At 72.0% G+C, this 15247-nt stretch carries 14 protein-coding genes and 1 tRNA gene; 5 read left to right on the top strand and 10 right to left on the bottom strand.

Going from position 1 to position 15247, the window contains the following annotated elements:
- Positions 1–71: 71 nt before the first annotated feature.
- From GA0070624_RS28750 to GA0070624_RS28770, 5 genes are all read right to left on the bottom strand, one after another.
- Positions 72–1226: a branched-chain amino acid ABC transporter permease gene (locus tag GA0070624_RS28750; protein WP_091346040.1), complete on the bottom strand. Its 1155-nt coding sequence runs from the start codon at positions 1224–1226 to the stop codon at positions 72–74.
- Positions 1223–2173, bottom strand: a complete 951-nt coding sequence (locus GA0070624_RS28755; protein WP_091346042.1) for a branched-chain amino acid ABC transporter permease — start codon at positions 2171–2173, stop codon at positions 1223–1225. Before GA0070624_RS28755 ends, GA0070624_RS28750 begins: the two co-directional genes overlap by 4 nt.
- Before the next feature lie 94 nt (positions 2174–2267).
- Positions 2268–3428 (bottom strand): branched-chain amino acid ABC transporter substrate-binding protein, encoded by a 1161-nt coding sequence (locus tag GA0070624_RS28760; protein ID WP_091346044.1) that lies wholly within the window; start codon positions 3426–3428, stop codon positions 2268–2270.
- 254 nt (positions 3429–3682) lie between these two features.
- Positions 3683–4828 carry a hypothetical protein gene (locus GA0070624_RS28765; protein ID WP_091346045.1) on the bottom strand — a complete coding sequence of 382 codons (1146 nt, stop codon included), beginning with the start codon at positions 4826–4828 and terminating at the stop codon, positions 3683–3685.
- 61 nt (positions 4829–4889) lie between these two features.
- Positions 4890–5510: an ANTAR domain-containing response regulator gene (locus tag GA0070624_RS28770; protein WP_091346047.1), complete on the bottom strand. Its 621-nt coding sequence runs from the start codon at positions 5508–5510 to the stop codon at positions 4890–4892.
- Positions 5511–5590: 80 nt separating this feature from the next.
- Here GA0070624_RS28770 and GA0070624_RS28775 point away from each other — a divergent pair.
- Both GA0070624_RS28775 and GA0070624_RS28780 read left to right on the top strand, forming a co-directional pair.
- Positions 5591–5673: transfer RNA gene (locus tag GA0070624_RS28775), tRNA-Leu, on the top strand.
- Between the two features lie 48 nt (positions 5674–5721).
- Entirely contained in the window at positions 5722–6456 is a 735-nt protein-coding gene (locus GA0070624_RS28780; RefSeq protein ID WP_245719049.1) for a transcriptional regulator, read from the top strand.
- Positions 6457–6471: 15 nt separating this feature from the next.
- Here GA0070624_RS28780 and GA0070624_RS28785 read toward each other — a convergent pair whose 3' ends face one another.
- A complete protein-coding gene (locus tag GA0070624_RS28785) occupies positions 6472–7629 on the bottom strand; it encodes a trans-sulfuration enzyme family protein (protein WP_091346051.1) in 1158 nt (385 codons plus the stop codon).
- Positions 7630–7731: 102 nt separating this feature from the next.
- Here GA0070624_RS28785 and GA0070624_RS28790 point away from each other — a divergent pair, with 102 nt between their 5' ends.
- From GA0070624_RS28790 to GA0070624_RS28800, 3 genes are all read left to right on the top strand, one after another.
- Complete coding sequence (locus GA0070624_RS28790; RefSeq protein WP_091346052.1) at positions 7732–8211, top strand: Lrp/AsnC family transcriptional regulator; 480 nt, start codon at positions 7732–7734, stop codon at positions 8209–8211.
- Positions 8212–8256: 45 nt separating this feature from the next.
- Complete coding sequence (locus GA0070624_RS28795; RefSeq protein WP_176732061.1) at positions 8257–9267, top strand: LLM class flavin-dependent oxidoreductase; 1011 nt, start codon at positions 8257–8259, stop codon at positions 9265–9267.
- Between the two features lie 246 nt (positions 9268–9513).
- Entirely contained in the window at positions 9514–10947 is a 1434-nt protein-coding gene (locus tag GA0070624_RS28800; RefSeq protein ID WP_245719050.1) for a pyridoxal-dependent decarboxylase, read from the top strand.
- 86 nt (positions 10948–11033) lie between these two features.
- On the opposite strand, the gene GA0070624_RS28805 is transcribed toward GA0070624_RS28800, so the two are convergent.
- The 4 genes from GA0070624_RS28805 to pyk form a co-directional block, all read right to left on the bottom strand.
- Positions 11034–12047, bottom strand: a complete 1014-nt coding sequence (locus tag GA0070624_RS28805; protein WP_091346058.1) for a sulfite exporter TauE/SafE family protein — start codon at positions 12045–12047, stop codon at positions 11034–11036.
- A 145-nt stretch (positions 12048–12192) separates the two neighbouring features.
- Positions 12193–12660: an RrF2 family transcriptional regulator gene (locus GA0070624_RS28810; protein ID WP_091346060.1), complete on the bottom strand. Its 468-nt coding sequence runs from the start codon at positions 12658–12660 to the stop codon at positions 12193–12195.
- Positions 12661–12739: 79 nt separating this feature from the next.
- Positions 12740–13624: an acyl-CoA thioesterase gene (locus tag GA0070624_RS28815; protein WP_091346061.1), complete on the bottom strand. Its 885-nt coding sequence runs from the start codon at positions 13622–13624 to the stop codon at positions 12740–12742.
- Positions 13621–15069 (bottom strand): pyruvate kinase, encoded by a 1449-nt coding sequence (gene pyk, locus GA0070624_RS28820; protein WP_091346063.1) that lies wholly within the window; start codon positions 15067–15069, stop codon positions 13621–13623. The genes GA0070624_RS28815 and pyk overlap by 4 nt, the downstream gene beginning before the upstream one ends.
- Between the last annotated feature and the right edge of the window lie 178 nt (positions 15070–15247).

Consider the following 15247-nt stretch of genomic DNA (forward strand, 5'->3'; position numbering starts at 1 on the left):
CGACCGTGGTCCGCGCGTCGTCCGCGATGTCCCGCTCGCTGGTCACGTCCCGCTCGCTGTGCATCTGCGGGTCACTCATTGGGCACCGTCTCCTGGGGAACCGCTTGCTTACGCCGGTCGGCGAACTCGGCCGCCCGCCGACGGTTGGGCACCAGGCCCTGCGGCCGGAAGATCATCATGACGATGATGACCAGACCGAACACGAGGATCCGGTACTCGGCCGCGTCGAAGTCCACACCGATCAGCTGACCGACGCCGCGCAGCCACTCCGGCAGGTACCAGGTGAGCGCACCGCCGACGACGGCCCCCTTGATGTTCCCGGCACCACCCAGGATCACCGCGGCGAGCACCAGGATGGAGCTTTCCAGCAGGAACTGGTCGGAGTTGATGAAGGTCTGCTTGCCGGCGAAGACCGCGCCGGTCAGACCCGCCACCGCGGCGCCGATGGCGAACGCCCAGAGCTTGTACTTGAACGTGGGCACGCCCATGATCTCGGCCGCGTCCTCGTCCTCCCGGATCGCCACCCAGGCCCGGCCCACCCGGCTGTTGGCCAGGTTCCGCACCAGCAGGATCACCAGGAGGATGATCGTCAACAGGAGCCAGTAGTACGGCCGGGCGTCCACCACCCCGAACAGCGGCTTGCCGTCGGTGCCGCTGCCCGGCGGGTGCGGGACTGCCGGGATGCCCCGCTGGCCCTGGAGGATGCCCTCGTTGCGGGCGGCGTAGAGCCGGATCATCTCGGCGAAGCCGAGCGTCACGATGGCCAGGTAGTCGCCGCGCAGCCGCAGCGTCGGACCGCCGAGGATGACCCCGGAGACCATGGTCACCATCACCGCCAGCGGCACCGCCGCCAGCCACGGCCAGTTCGTCCCGAACCGGCTCTCCGGCGAGGTCAGCAGCGCCACGGTGTAAGCGCCGAGCGCGTAGAAGCCGAAGTAGCCGAGGTCGAGCAGGCCGGCGAAGCCGACCACCACGTTGAGCCCGACGGCCAGCAGGACGAAGACCGCGGTGTCGAAGAGGACTCCGGCAAAGTCCGACCGGGTGGTGTAGAAGGCGAAGTACTCGCTGCCGATCGGGAAGCCGAGGTACTCGTAGAACCACTTGTTGGGCAGGATGTAGAGGAAGATCACCAGCGCCGCGATCGCGGCCCAGCGGACCTGCTTCGGCATCGCGGCCCAGCGGCCCTTCAACGCCGACATCCGTCCATTGTCCACGGTGGCGGTCATGCGCGCGCCCTCCCGAGAGATTCGCCGAGCAGGCCGGTCGGCCGGAACATCAGCAGCACGATCAGCAGCACGAAGCCGGTGAAGTCCTTCCAGTCGCCACCGAACAGGCCGGCCGCGTAGTTCTCCACCACACCGAGCAGCAGACCGCCGAGGAGCGCGCCGCGCAGGTTGCCGATGCCGCCGAGCACCGCGGCCGCGAAGGCCTTGAGGCCGATCAGGAAGCCGACGTTGAACTTCGTGTAGCCGTACCGGACGTTCCACAACAGGGCGGCCACGCCGGCCATCAGCCCGCCGAGGACGAAGACCAGCACGATGACCCGGTTCTTGTTGACACCCATCAGGGCGGCGGTGTCCGCGTCCTGGGCGACGGCCCGGATGCCCCGGCCGAGCCGGCTGCGGTTCACGAACTGGTCCAGGCCGATCATCATCACCAGGGTGACGCCGAGGATCAGCAGCTGAATGTTGGTGACGCCGGCGCCGAAGACGGTGAAGACGGTCTTCGACGGGATCAGGTCCGGCATGCCGAACGGCGCCCGGGCAGTGCCGATGCCGAACGACTCGGAGAGCACGAAGGACGCGCCGATCGCGGTGATCAGGAAGGCCAACGGCGGGGCGTTGCGCCGGCGCAGCGGCCGGTACGCCACCAGCTCGACGGTGACCGCGGTGGCCGCCGAGGCCAGCATCGCGACCGCTATGCCGGCGACGAGCGCGACCAGCAGCGGGCCGAACGCCGGCGCCGGGGAGTTCTGGTTGTAGCCGAGGGCCTCCCAGGTCCACAGGGCGGTGAAGGTACCGACCATGAAGACCTCGGAGTGGGCGAAGTTGATCAGGCGCAGGACGCCGTACACCAGGGTGTAACCGAGGGCGACGAGCGCGTAGATCGCGCCCTGTTCCAGCCCGGTGATGGTCAGGGCCGGGAAGTTCCCGAACAGCTCATCGAAGTTCAAGTGAGGGCTCCAACTGTTGCGGCCAAGCGGTGCGGCCGGGAGGAAGCCTCCCGGCCGCACCCTTGATGTCCCGTGACGGGACCGGACGAACCGGTCAGCTCTTCGGGATCTCGATGTCCGGGACGACCTTGCCCGCGTTCACCTTGAACGCCCAGACGATCACCTGGGCCGGGTCCAGCTCGCCGTTGGACTCGAACTTGTAGGTCACGCCGGTGGCGCCACCGGTGCCGCTGTAGCCGCTGATGAAGGTGTTCAGATCGGCCCGGCTCGACTTACCACCCTTGATGCCCTCGAGCATGATCTTGGTGATGTCGTACGACACGTCGGCGTAGGTGCCCGGCTCGGTGTTGAACGCCGTCGTGTAGTCGGTGACGAAGCTGCCCTTGGCCTTGGTGGCCGGGGCGCAGGGGCAGGTCAGGACGGTGCCCTCGGCGACCTGGTCGCCGGCGACCTTGATGAAGTTGGCGTCGTTGACGCCGTCACCGGCGACCATCGTGCCCTTCCAGCCGGCGCCCTTGAGCTGCTTGAGCAGCAGGCCCGCCTCGGTGTAGTAGCCACCGAAGAAGAGCACGGTCGCGCCGCTACCGACGATCTTGGTGACCACGGCGGAGAAGTTGGTCTGCTTGACCTGGATCTTGTCGTAGCCGGCGGGGGTACCGATGACCTTCTTGACCTCGTCGGCCAGACCGGCGCCGTACGCCGACTGGTCGTCGACCACGTAGACCTTCTCGGCCTTCATGACGTTCTTGATGTAGCGACCGGCGGCCGGGCCCTGGGAGGTGTCGTTACCGACGCCCCGGTGGAAGATCTTCCAGTTCTTGGTGCTCAGGCTCGGGCGGGTCGCCGACGGGGTGATGGTCGGCAGACCGGCCTCGTCGAAGATCGGGTCGGCCACCTCGGACTCGCCGGAGAAGCCCGGGCCGATGATGCCGACGACCTTGCTGTCACCGACGGCCTGCTGGGCCAGCGGCGCGGCCTTGGCCGGGTCGCCCTGGGAGTCGTACTCCTCCAGGTTGACCTTGCAGTCCGCGTTCTCCTTGTTGTACTGGTCGATCGCCAGCTTGGTGCCGTTGCGCATGTGGATACCGAGACCCGCGGCGTCACCGGTCAGCGCGCCGAAGAAGCCGATCTTCAGGTCGCAGGCGGCCTTGCCGCCGCCGGCTTCGCTACCACTGTCCGCCTTACAGGCCGCGCCACTGAAAACGAGTGCGCCGATGGCCACGCCACCGAGCACCCGTGCGAGCTTCTGCCTCACGGCTCGTACCCTCCTCCGTCGAAGGTCCGAACCACCCGCCGCAAATTGGCCCTTGCGGGGTTGGCCGGACCGACCGCGATCCCGGTCTGGGCCGGGACGTTATCCCACTGTCAGGCACGCCGGAATACCTAGGAAGAGGGGTTGACCTAACCGTTACGTTGAGTGGCCGGATTCACGGATGTGCTGTAACACACGCAGGTAGTTCACAGGCAAAACCGGGCACGTGCCATTGACGAATAGTTGTCGCGGAAAAACTATTCCGGACTCCACGGCCCACCCGCCGACCAGACCCGGACCCGCGCGCCGTCGTCCACCACAACGAGAGCGACGTCCCCCGATCCCGCCACCGCCACCGTCCGGTCGTTGCCCGGCGGCACCGCCACGGGCAGGACCACCGGCGACCAACCGTCACCGTCCCGGGAGAACCAGCCCGTCGCCCCGTCGGCGGCCAGCGCCAGCACGCCGCCGGAGACCGCCGCCAGTCCCCAGACCGCTCCGGTCCGGGCGCCGAACGCGCCGCCGGACCGCCACCGGCCGCCCTCCTCCACCCAGGCGCCCAGCCGGTCGCCCCGGCGCCCCACGGCCACCGTGCGCTCCCCCAGCCGGACCACCCGCTGCAGGTCCTCGGCGGTCTCCGCGTCGGAGAGCACCGCGCGCCGCCAGGCCAGACCGTCCGGCGAGCTCCACACCGCCGGGTCCACCCCGGTACGCCCCGACGGCAGCACCGACCCCACCAGCAGCCACCCGGACGGCATCGCCGTCGCGTCCGCCGCCCACGGCCGGCCGCCGGCGTCAGCGGCCAGCCCCGGCACCGCGCTGACCAGCCGGAAGTCCGTCCCGTCCGCGGAGACCCAGGCGGCCGCCCCGGTGGCCCGGTTGCCGGCGATCAACCAGCCCCGCGGGCCGCCCGCGATCCGGCCCACGTTGACCGCGTCCGGGCCGCCGAACACCTCGAACTCGGCCGGCACCTCCACCAGGGAGCCGTCGGCCGCCTGCCGCCAGGTGCTGATCCGCGGATTGCCGTGCACGCCGCCGCTCTTCGCCCCCACCGCGGCCAACCGGCCGTCCCGGCAGGCCGCCGCGGTCAGCACGTTCTCCTCGCCGTACGGGCTGCGGGGCACCGGACGCAGGGCCGTCCAACTGGCGGCGTCGGTGCTGGTCCAGGCGGCCGGCCGGGTGCCACCGGCGGCGTCCGCCACCGCGCCCACCACGAACCAGCGGCCCGCGCAGGCGGTGGCGTCCCGGAGCATGAGCCGGCCGGGCGGGCCCGGCGGCGCCGGCAGGGTCACCGGGCGCCAGACCGGACGGGCCGGCTCGGACTCGGCGTGACCGGTCGAGCGGCAGCCGGCGAGCAGCACGGCGATCAGGCCGAGCACCGCCAGCGGACGCCGAGCACGCATGGCCGCGATCGTATCGATCGACGGCGCCGCGCGGGGTCCCCCGACCGGCCGCCGTCCCCGGTCAGGAGGCGGGGCGGGTCACCTCGCCGCCGGCGGTCTCGGCGATGATCCGCTCGGCGACCTCCTTCATGGTCATCCGGTGGTCCATCGCCGTGCGCTGGATCCACTTGAACGCCTGCGGCTCGGTCATCCCGTACGTCGTCATCAGGGCGCCCTTGGCGCGCTCGACGGTCTTGCGGATCTCCAGCCGGTCGGTCAGGCCGGCCACCTCCGCCTCCAGCGCGGCGATCTCCGAGTAGCGGGAGAGAGCGATCTCCACCGCCGGCACCAGGTCGCTCTTCTGGAACGGCTTCACGAGGTACGCCATCGCGCCGGCCGCCCGGGCCCGCTCCACCAGGTCCCGCTGGCTGAACGCGGTCAGGATGATCACCGGGGCGATCCGGGCGCCGGCGATCCGCTCGGCGGCGGCCAGCCCGTCCATGATCGGCATCTTGATGTCGAGGATGACCAGGTCCGGCTTCAGCTCCTCGGCGAGCCGGACCGCGGTCTCGCCGTCGCCGGCCTCGCCGACCACCTCGTAGCCCTCTTCAGCCAGCATCTCGGCCAGGTCCAGCCGGATGAGCGCCTCGTCCTCGGCGATCAGTACCCGCCTGCGCTCGGCGTCCGTCTGCGTCTCGGCCACGAGCTACTCCCACCATCGTTCTCGGCACGGTTACACCCATGCTCTCGCACGAGAGTAGTCGGGTACAGTTAGCGGCACTCGCCGGGATGGTGGAACGGGATACACGGAAGTCTCAAACACTTCTGCCCGAAAGGGCTTGCGGGTTCGAATCCCGCTCCCGGCACTTTGTGTCATACGTGTGTTCGATGATGCGAAAGTGCATCCTCCCGAAATGCGGGCATGCGCCCGTGCTCTTCGTGCCCGAGGCCACAACATCCGGTCGGTAGCGCGCACCCTCTCGCTGCCCTACGCCACCGTCTGGCATTGGTGCGTCGACCGACCCGAGCCCGCGGTCCTCGGCAGCGCCGTCCGCTGCTTCCGCTGCCGCCCCCACCTGGAGAGTCCGCCCGATCCAGCGGCCTACGCCTATCTGCTCGGCCTCTATCTCGGCGACGGACATCTGGTCACGTCTGACCGAGTGCCCGTCCTTCGCATCTACTGTGCCGATACCTGGCCCAACCTCATCGACGCCTGCGACAGCGCCATGCGGGCGGTGCTGGCCAACAAGGTTCAGCGGATCCAGAAGAAGGGCTGCATGGCGGTGCAGAGCACCGGCAAGCACTGGCCGTGCCTCATCCCCCAACACGGGCCGGGCAAGAAGCACCAGCGCCCAATCGTTCTGACCGACTGGCAGCGGGAGATCGTGAAGGCGAACGCCGGGCACTTTCTGCGCGGCCTCTTCCACTCCGACGGCTGCCGGTTCGCCAATCGGGTCGCCGTGCGCGGTAAGGAGTACGTTTACCCCCGCTACATGTTCTCCAACAGGTCCACCGACATCATGGGGCTCTGCCAGTGGGCGCTGGACCTGCTCGGCATCGCCTGGAGGATGAACCGCCGCAACTCCCTCTCGGTCGCCCGCCGGGAGGCGGTCGCCGCCCTCGACCGCCACGTCGGCCCCAAGTCGTAGCGCGGGAACCAGAAGTCAGATCGAGGCGAGCGCCTGCGCCAGGTCCGCCCGCAGGTCCTCCGGGTCCTCCAGCCCCACGGAGAGCCGCAGCAGCGCGTCGACCGGCTTGGCCTCCCCCGCCACCGGCCGGTGGGTCAGCGAGGCTGGGTGCTGGATCAGCGTGTCCACCCCGCCGAGCGAGACGGCGTGGGTGATCAGCTTGCAGGCCGCGGCGACCGCCGCCGCGGCGGGCGCGCCGCCGCGTACCTCGAAGGCGAGCAGGCTGCCGGTGCCGGACATCTGCCGGCCGACGAGCCCGGCCGGGTCGTGCACCACCGGGTGGTGGACCCGCTCGACGGCGGGGTGGCCGGCGAGCCAGAGGGCGAGCTTCTCCGCGCCGGCCTGCTGGGCGCGGACCCGCAGCGGCAGGGTCTGCAGGCCGCGGTGCAGCAGGTACGCGCCGAGCGGGTGCAGGATGGCCCCGGTGACGGCGCGGACCTGGCGCAGCCGGACGGCCCAGTCGGCGTCGCAGGCGACGACGCCGGCGAGCACGTCGCCGTGGCCGCCGATGCTCTTGGTGGCGCTGTGCAGGACGAGCGCCGCGCCGTGCCGGGCCGGCTGCTGGAGCACGGGGGTGGCGACGGTGTTGTCGACCAGTAGCGGGACGTCGCCGGCGGCGGTGGCCAGCGCGGCGATGTCGACCAGATCGAGGGTGGGGTTGGCCGGGGTCTCGACGATGACCAGCGCGGTGTCCGGACGGACGGCGGCGCCGACCTCCTCGGGGCGGGCCCAGGTGACCTCGGTGCCGAGCAGGCCGGTGGCGAGCACGTGGTCGGTGCCGCCGTAGAGGGGGCGAACGGCGACGACGTGGCGCTTCCCGTCGCGGGTGGCAGCGAGCAGGGCGGCGGTGAGGGCGGCTATGCCGCTGGCGAAGGCGACGGCTTCGGCGGTGCCTTCGAGTTCGGCGAGGGCGGTCTCGAACCGCGCCACGGTGGGATTCCAGAGCCGCTGGTAGACGGCGCTGGCGCCGGGCGGAAGGGTGCCGCCGGTGGCGAGCGTCTCGTACGCGTCGCCGCCGCCGGTGACCGAGGGCAGCGGGTTGGTGGTGGAGAGGTCGATCGGAGGGACGTGGACGCCGAGACCGGCGAGGTCCTCGCGCCCGGCGTGCACGGCTCTGGTGTCCACGGTCGTCATGGCCGGAAGCGTCGAACATCGGCCCGGTATCGGGCAAGAGAACGGCAGAACATTCTGTTCACAGGCCTTTCAGCATTGTGAAGTTCGGTGAAGGATGGCCGCATGCCCCTTGCACCGAATGATGTGCGGCCGTTCGCGGCCCTGGACGACATCGATCGCGCGATCCTGACCGAGCTGGCCGCCGACGGCCGGCTGCCGAACAACGCCCTGGCCGAGCGGGTGGGCGTGGCGCCGTCGACCTGCCTGGCTCGGACCCGGGCGCTGCGCGAGTGCGGGGCGATCCGCGGCTTCCACGCCGACGTGGATCCGGCCGCGGTGGGGCTGCCGTTGCAGGCGCTGGTGTCGGTCCGGCTGGCCGCGCACGAGCGGGCGGCGGTGGACGCGTTCCGGGCCCGATCGGTGCGACTGCCCGGGGTGGTGTCGGTGTTCCACGTGGCCGGCGCGGAGGACTACGTGCTGCACGTGCGGGCGGCGTCGGGCGACGCGCTGCGCGACTTCGTGCTCGACCATTTGGCGGTGGACCCGGCGGTGCAGCACACCCAGACCAGCCTGATCTTCGAGCAGGCACGCGGTATGGGTTAAGGCATATCCGGAACAGATCCGGCGGGAGCCGGGTTGATCACCTACGTGATCGACGTACCGTTGTCTGTTCTTGATCTTGCTCCCGTGGCCAGGGGCGCGACCGCCGGGGAGGCGTTGCGGCACACCACCGAGCTGGCCCGCCGCACCGAGGAGCTGGGCTATCACCGGTTCTGGGTGGCCGAGCACCACAACATGCCGGCGATCGCGAGTTCCGCCCCGGCCGTGCTGATCGCGCACCTGGCGGCGAACACCTCGACGATCCGGCTGGGCTCGGGCGGGGTGATGCTGCCCAACCACGCGCCGCTGGTGGTGGCCGAGCAGTTCGGCACCCTGGAGGCGCTGCACCCGGGCCGGATCGACCTGGGCATCGGCCGGGCGCCGGGCACCGATCAGGTGACCGCGCTGGCGTTGCGCCGGACCATGGAGGGGCTGTCGGCCGAGGGCTTCCCCCGGGAGCTGGCGGACCTGATGAACTACTTCAGCGGCGATGAGCCGGGGCCGATCACGGCCACCCCCGGGCGGGGCCAGTCGCCGGCGATCTGGCTGCTCGGATCGAGCAGGTTCAGCGCCCAGCTCGCCGGGTTGCTCGGCCTGCCGTTCTCCTTCGCGCACCACTTCAGCGCGCAGAACACCCTGCCCGCGCTGGCGCTGTACCGGCAGAGCTTCCGGCCGTCGCGCTGGCTGGAGAAGCCGTACGTGATGGTCGCGGTGAACGCGGTCTGCGCGGAGACCGACGAGCGGGCGGAGTGGCTGGCCGGGCCGGCCGGGTTGTCCTTCCTCAAGCTGCGCTCGGGCCGGCCGGAGCCGCTGGCCACGCCGGAGGAGGCCGCCGCGTACCCGTACACCGAGCTGGAGCGGGACTTCGTCGCGCAGCGCCGGGAGGGCCAGGCGACGGGCTCGCCGGAGACGGTCGGCCGGCAGCTGGGCGAGCTGCTGGAGCGCACCGGCGCGGACGAGCTGATGCTGACCACGATGGTGTACGACGTGGCCGACCGGGTGCGGTCGTTCGAGCTGATCGCCGATCGGGTGGCCGGCGGGCTCACCCGGAACGCCTGAAACACGCTCTTCATAGCGGCGTCACTCCACCGTCGCGCAGCACCCCTAACTTGGTAGCCGGTGGTGGTACGGCATCCCCGGTCGGGACGGGTCGGGGATGCCGCGGTGTGGTGCACCGGGTCGCCGACGTGCGGGTTTCCGCGGTTGGCGACCCGGTGCCTGCCGTCGCCCGTCCCGGCAGACAGTCGCCATCCCACCTGGAGCCGGGCCCTTGCCGCCGGCGCCGGAAATTGATCGACTCAGCGGATGGCTGAGCACATGGACCCCGAGGAGTTCCGTCGCGCCGGGTACGCGGTGGTGGACTGGATCGCGGACTACTGGACGACGCTCGGGCAGCGCCCGGTGACCTCCCAGGACCCACCGGGCGCGGTGGCCGCCGCGCTGCCGGCCGGTCCGACCGAGCGCGGCGAGCCGGTCGAGGCCGTGCTGGCCGACCTGGACAGTCTGATCGCGCCGCGGTTGACCCACTGGCAGCACCCGGGCTTCTTCGGCTACTTCCCGGCCAACACCTCCGGCCCGAGCGTGCTCGGCGACCTGGTCAGCTCAGGTCTCGGGGTGCAGGGCATGCTCTGGGCGACCGGGCCGGCCTGCACCGAGCTGGAGACGGTGATGCTGGACTGGCTGGCCGGGCTGCTCGGCCTGCCGGCGCGGTTCCGCTCCACCAGCCGGGGCGGCGGGGTGATCCAGGACTCGGCGTCCTCGGCGACGCTGGTCGCCACCCTCGGCGCGCTGCACCGGACCAGCAAGGGCCGCTGGCGGGAGGTCGGGGTCGACCAGCGCTACCGGGCGTACACGTCCACGCAGGGGCACTCCTCCATCGAGAAGGCCGCCCGGATCGCGGGGCTCGGCGCCGACGGCGTCCGCCCGGTGGAGGTGGACCCGCAGACCCAGGCGATGCGGCCTGAGGAGCTGCGGGCGGCGATCGAGGCGGACCGGGCGGCCGGGGTGGTGCCGGCGATCGTGGTGGCGACGATCGGGACGACCTCCACCACCGCCGTCGACCCGCTGCCGGAGATCGGCGCGATCTGCGCGGAGTACGGGATCTGGCTGCACGTCGACGCCGCGTACGCGGGGGCGGCCGCGGTCTGCCCGGAGCTGCGCTGGTCGCACGCCGGCCTGGAGCACGCCGATTCGTACTGCTTCGACCCGCACAAGTGGCTGCTCACCGGCTTCGACTGCGACGCGTTCTGGGTCGCGGACCGGGGTGAGCTGATCGAGGCGCTCACGGTGATGCCGGAGTTCCTGCGCAACGCGGCGACCGAGTCCGGCGCGGTGATCGACTACCGGGACTGGCAGGTGCCGCTGGGCCGTCGCTTCCGGGCGCTCAAGCTCTGGTTCGTGCTCCGCTGGTACGGGGTGGAGGGGCTGCGGGCGCACATCCGCTCCGGGGTGACGCTCGCCGGCCGGTTCGCCGAGCGGGTCGGCGCCGACGACCGGTTCGAGTTGGCCGCGCCGCACCCGTTCTCGCTGGTCTGTTTCCGGCTGCGGGCCGGGGACGAGCCGAGCGCCGAGCTGCTGCGCCGGGCCAACGGCACCGGCCGGGTGCACCTGACGCACACCCGGGTCGAGGGGCGGTACGCACTGCGGCTGGCGGTCGGCTCCCCGCTGACCACCGAGAAGCACGTCGACGAGGCGTGGAACCTGCTGGCCGCGACGGCCGACGACCTGGTGGGCGCCTGACCGCCGGACGAGCGGCGGCCGCCGACCAGCCGACGATCGGCGACCGCCGCCGTAGGGAGGCCGGTCTCGCCGCGGCCGGTGCCGGGTCAGCCCTCGACCGCCGCCGCCAGCCGCCGGGCGTCGTCCGCGTCGTCGGCCACCGGCTCCGGCGGCAGGGCGGCGCGCGACGTCCCGGCCGGGCCGGCGATCGCCGTCGTGGACACGGCGTCGGCGGCCAGCGCCGCCTCGGCGACGGCCCGGGCCCGACGGGTACGTCGCAGCGCCCGCACCGCCAGTGCCAGCGCGACCAGCCACCCGGCGGCGAGCAGCGCGTAGACCACGGACGGGACCGGCCCGCGCAGCTCGCCGGCGCGGAGCAGCGTCCGGGCGTTGGTCAGCACGATCACGCCGCCGATGACGGCGCCGAGCAGCTGGGCGGGGACGATCCGGACCAGCCAGGCGGCGATCGGCGCGGCGACCAGGCCGCCGACCAGCAGCGCCGCCACGGTCGGCAGCAGGAAGCCCTCGGAGCCGAGGCCGATCAGGAAGCCGGCGCTGGCGGCGCCGGCGACCATGATCTCGGCGGTGTCGACGGAGCCGATCACCTTGCGCGGCTCCATCCGGCCGGAGACCAGCAGCGCCGGCGTGGCGACCGGCCCCCATCCCCCGCCGCCGGTGGCGTCGATGAAACCGGCGACCAGGCCGAGCGGGCCGAGGAACCGCCCCCGCAGCCGGCCGGCGGTCGGGTTGGCGCGCAACGGCCGGGAGAAGCGCACCAGCAGGTACGCGCCGAGGGTGAACAGGAGCGCGGCCATCCACGGTGCGGCGGCCTCGGTGGAGATCGAGCTGAGGAAGGTGGCGCCGGCGAACCCGCCGATCGCGCCCGGCACCGCGATGCGGCCGACCACCCGCCAGTCGACGTTGCCGAACCGCCAGTGCGCGACCCCGGCGGCGAACGTGGTGCCGATCTCGGCCAGGTGCACCGAGGCGGACGCGGCGGCCGGCGCCACGCCGGCGAAGAGCAGCAGCGTGGACGAGGTCAGCCCGTACGCCATGCCGAGCGCTCCGTCGACCAGCTGTGCCGCGAGCCCGACCAGAGCGAGGACCAGCAGCTTGCGCACGAGCGCCCCCTGACTTTTCGGCATCTCCTATCGACTTGGTCGACAATGCGGCACCGGTGTGCTCCGGTCAAGTCCCCATCCGGTTGGTGGGACCCGCCGGACGGCCCGGGCCGGGGCGCGGGTCAGCCGGGTCGGAAAGGAGGATTCAGCTCCAGGCGCGCGGATCGGCGGCGAGCTCGTTGACCCGGCTGGGCAGCGTGCCGCTGGCCACGTCGGCGATCGTGACCAGCTCCAGGATCTGCCGCTCACTGGCCCGCAGCGCGATCCAGACGTCTTGCAGCGCGCGGGCGGCGCCGTGGTAGCCGAGCTGCTCCGGTCGCTGTCCCCGGATGTGGGCCAGCGGGCCGTCGATCACCCGGATCACCTCGGCGAGGGAGATCTCCGAGGCCGGCCGGGCGAGCCAGTAGCCGCCCTCCGGGCCACGCTGGGCATGCACGATCCCTCCCCGGCGCAGCTGGAGCAGGATGCTCTCGAGGAACTTCGGCGGGATCTCCTGGGCGCGGGCGATCTGCTCGGCCGTCACGGGCCGGCCGCGCCCGGTCGTGCCGTCGGCGACCGAGGCCAGCTCGGCGGCCGCGCGGAGGGCGTAGTCGACCCGGGCGGAGAGACGCATGGCGGCAAGGTTAGCCGCCACGTCAGCCACCAGGGGTGCCGACCCTCGGCCGGTCGGCCGGGGTCGGATGCCCGCTCGGTCAGGCGCCGACCCGGCGCAGCAGCCCCTCCTGTACCGCGCTGGCGATGTGCCGGCCGTCGGTGGTGAACATCCGGCCGGTGGCCAGGCCCCGCGCGCCGGAGGCGGACGGGCTCCAGCAGTCGTAGAGGAACCACTCGTCGGCCCGGAACGACCGATGGAACCACAGCGCATGGTCGAGGCTCGCGCCCACCACGCCGCCAGGCCCCCACACCTCGCCGTGCACCGACAGCACCGAGTCGAGCAGGGTCAGGTCGGAGGCGTACGTCAGGGCGCAGGCGTGCAGCAGCGGATCGTCCGGCAGCTTGCCGTCGATGCGCATCCAGACCCGCTGGTGCGGCTCGGCGGGGCGGTCGCCGGGGCGTACCCAGCCGGGCTCGCCCACGTAGCGAACGTCCATCGGGCGGGGGATCCGGCCCCAGATGCCGAGCCGCTCGGGGTAGCGGGAGAGCCGGTCGGTCATCGTGGGGACCTCGTCCGGCCCCGGCACGTCGGGCGGGCTGGGCGCGTGGTGGTCCAGCCCCTCCTCCTGCCGCTGGAAGGACGCCGACATGAAGAAGATCGGCTTGTCGTGCTGGAGCGCCACCGAGCGGCGCACCGAGAAGGATCGGCCGTCCCGGATGTTCTCCACCTGGTACTCGATCGGCTCGGCCGGGTCGCCCGGGCGGACGAAGTAGCCGTGCAGCGAATGCACGAAACGCTCCGGGTCCACGGTGCGGCCGGCGGCGACCAGCGCCTGGCCGGCGACCTGCCCGCCGTACACCCGCTGCGGACCGACCGGGGGGCTGATCCCCCGGAAGGTCATGTCGTCGGTCTGCTCGAGGTCGAGCACCTCGAGGAGCTGATCGACCGCGGCCTGGCCGGTCACCGCCGTGGGACCGCTCACTGCAGGGCCCGCGCGGAAGCGGCGTCGACCAGCGAGCCGAGTTGGTGCACCCGCAGCGTGTTGGTCGAGCCCGGGGTCCCGGGCGGGCTGCCGGCGACGATCACGACATAGTCGCCGGGGTTGGCCCGGTTGAGGCCGAGCAGCGCCTGGTCGACCTGGCGGAACATGGCGTCGGTGTGCTCGACGAACGGCATCAGGAAGGTCTCCACGCCCCACGAGAGGGCGAGTTGGTTGCGCACCTCGGGCACCGGGGTGAAGGCGAGCAGCGGCAGGTCGCAGTGCAGCCGGCTCAGCCGCCGGACGGTGTCGCCGGTCTGCGAGAAGGCGACCAGGGCCTTGGCGCCGATGGCCCGGGCGATCGAGGCGGCGCCCACGGTGAGGGCGCCGCCGTGGGTACGCGGGTCGTGCTGGAGCCGGGGCACCCCCATCGAGCCGGACTCCGTGGTGCTGACGATCTTGGCCATGGTGCTGACGGTGAGCACCGGGTACCTGCCGACGCTGGTCTCGCCGGAGAGCATCACCGCGTCCGCGCCGTCGAGCACCGCGTTGGCCACGTCGGAGGCCTCGGCGCGGGTCGGCCGCGAATTCTCGATCATGGAGTCGAGCATCTGGGTGGCCACGATGACCGGCTTGGCGTTCTCCCGGCACAGCTGGACGGCGCGCTTCTGCACCAGCGGCACCTGGTCGAGCGGAAGCTCCACGCCGAGGTCGCCGCGGGCGACCATGATGCCGTCGAAGGCGAGCACGATCGCCTCGAGGTGGTCCACCGCCTCGGGCTTCTCCACCTTGGCCAGCACCGGGCGGTGCACGCCCTCCTCGGCCATGATGGCGTGCACGAGCTTGATGTCCTCCGGCGAGCGGACGAAGGAGAGCGCGACCAGGTCGACGCCCAGGCCGAGGGCGAAGCGCAGGTCCGCGGCGTCCTTCTCGGACAGCGCGGGGACGCTGACCGCCACGTTGGGCAGGGACACGCCCTTGTTGTTGGAGACCGCGCCGCCCTCGGTGACCAGGACGCGGATGTCGTTGCCGCTGACCTCGCTGACCTCGACGGCGACCCGGCCGTCGTCGATCAGCAGCCGGTCGCCCGGCTTCACCTCCTCGGGCAGCTTGCGGTAGGTGCAGGAGACGCGGTCCCTGGAGCCGACGATGTCGTCGGCGGTGATCACCACCGAGTCGCCGGTGCGCCACTCGTGCGGGCCCTCGGCGAACCTGCCGAGCCGGATCTTCGGGCCCTGCAGGTCGGCCAGGACGGCGACGGGCCGGCCGGCGGACTCGGCCGCCTCCCGGACCATCCGGTAGACCGACTCATGGTCCGCGTGGCTGCCGTGGCTGAAGTTGAGTCGCGCGACGTTCATGCCCGCCTCGACCAGCCCTCGGATGCGCTCCGGGGACGAGGTGGCGGGACCGAGAGTGCAGACGATCTTCGCGCGGCGTGTCACGCCCATCAGGCTAGTCTCTCCTCCGGGTCAACCTGCGGGCCGACCCCTTTCGGGCTGCGGAACAATTGTCCAACGACGCGCGATCCCCGCGCGGCGGGCGGACGGAACCGCACCGGAACTCGTATGTCGGCGGGCATCGGCGACCGCGCGGCGAAGATCGTACCGCCCGGCCGCGTCCCCCGCC

Source organism: Micromonospora rhizosphaerae (genome assembly GCF_900091465.1).
Classification (GTDB): Bacteria; Actinomycetota; Actinomycetes; order Mycobacteriales; family Micromonosporaceae; genus Micromonospora; species Micromonospora rhizosphaerae.

Coding starts and splice junctions, on each gene's coding strand:
- GA0070624_RS28785 (WP_091346051.1), bottom strand. CDS start 7,629: ATGACGACCGTGGACACCAGAGCCGTGCACGCCGGGCGCGAGGACCTC.
- GA0070624_RS28800 (WP_245719050.1), top strand. CDS start 9,514: ATGGCTGAGCACATGGACCCCGAGGAGTTCCGTCGCGCCGGGTACGCG.
- pyk (WP_091346063.1), bottom strand. CDS start 15,069: ATGGGCGTGACACGCCGCGCGAAGATCGTCTGCACTCTCGGTCCCGCC.
- GA0070624_RS28750 (WP_091346040.1), bottom strand. CDS start 1,226: ATGACCGCCACCGTGGACAATGGACGGATGTCGGCGTTGAAGGGCCGC.
- GA0070624_RS28765 (WP_091346045.1), bottom strand. CDS start 4,828: ATGCGTGCTCGGCGTCCGCTGGCGGTGCTCGGCCTGATCGCCGTGCTG.
- GA0070624_RS28780 (WP_245719049.1), top strand. CDS start 5,722: ATGCGGGCATGCGCCCGTGCTCTTCGTGCCCGAGGCCACAACATCCGG.
- GA0070624_RS28790 (WP_091346052.1), top strand. CDS start 7,732: ATGCCCCTTGCACCGAATGATGTGCGGCCGTTCGCGGCCCTGGACGAC.
- GA0070624_RS28810 (WP_091346060.1), bottom strand. CDS start 12,660: ATGCGTCTCTCCGCCCGGGTCGACTACGCCCTCCGCGCGGCCGCCGAG.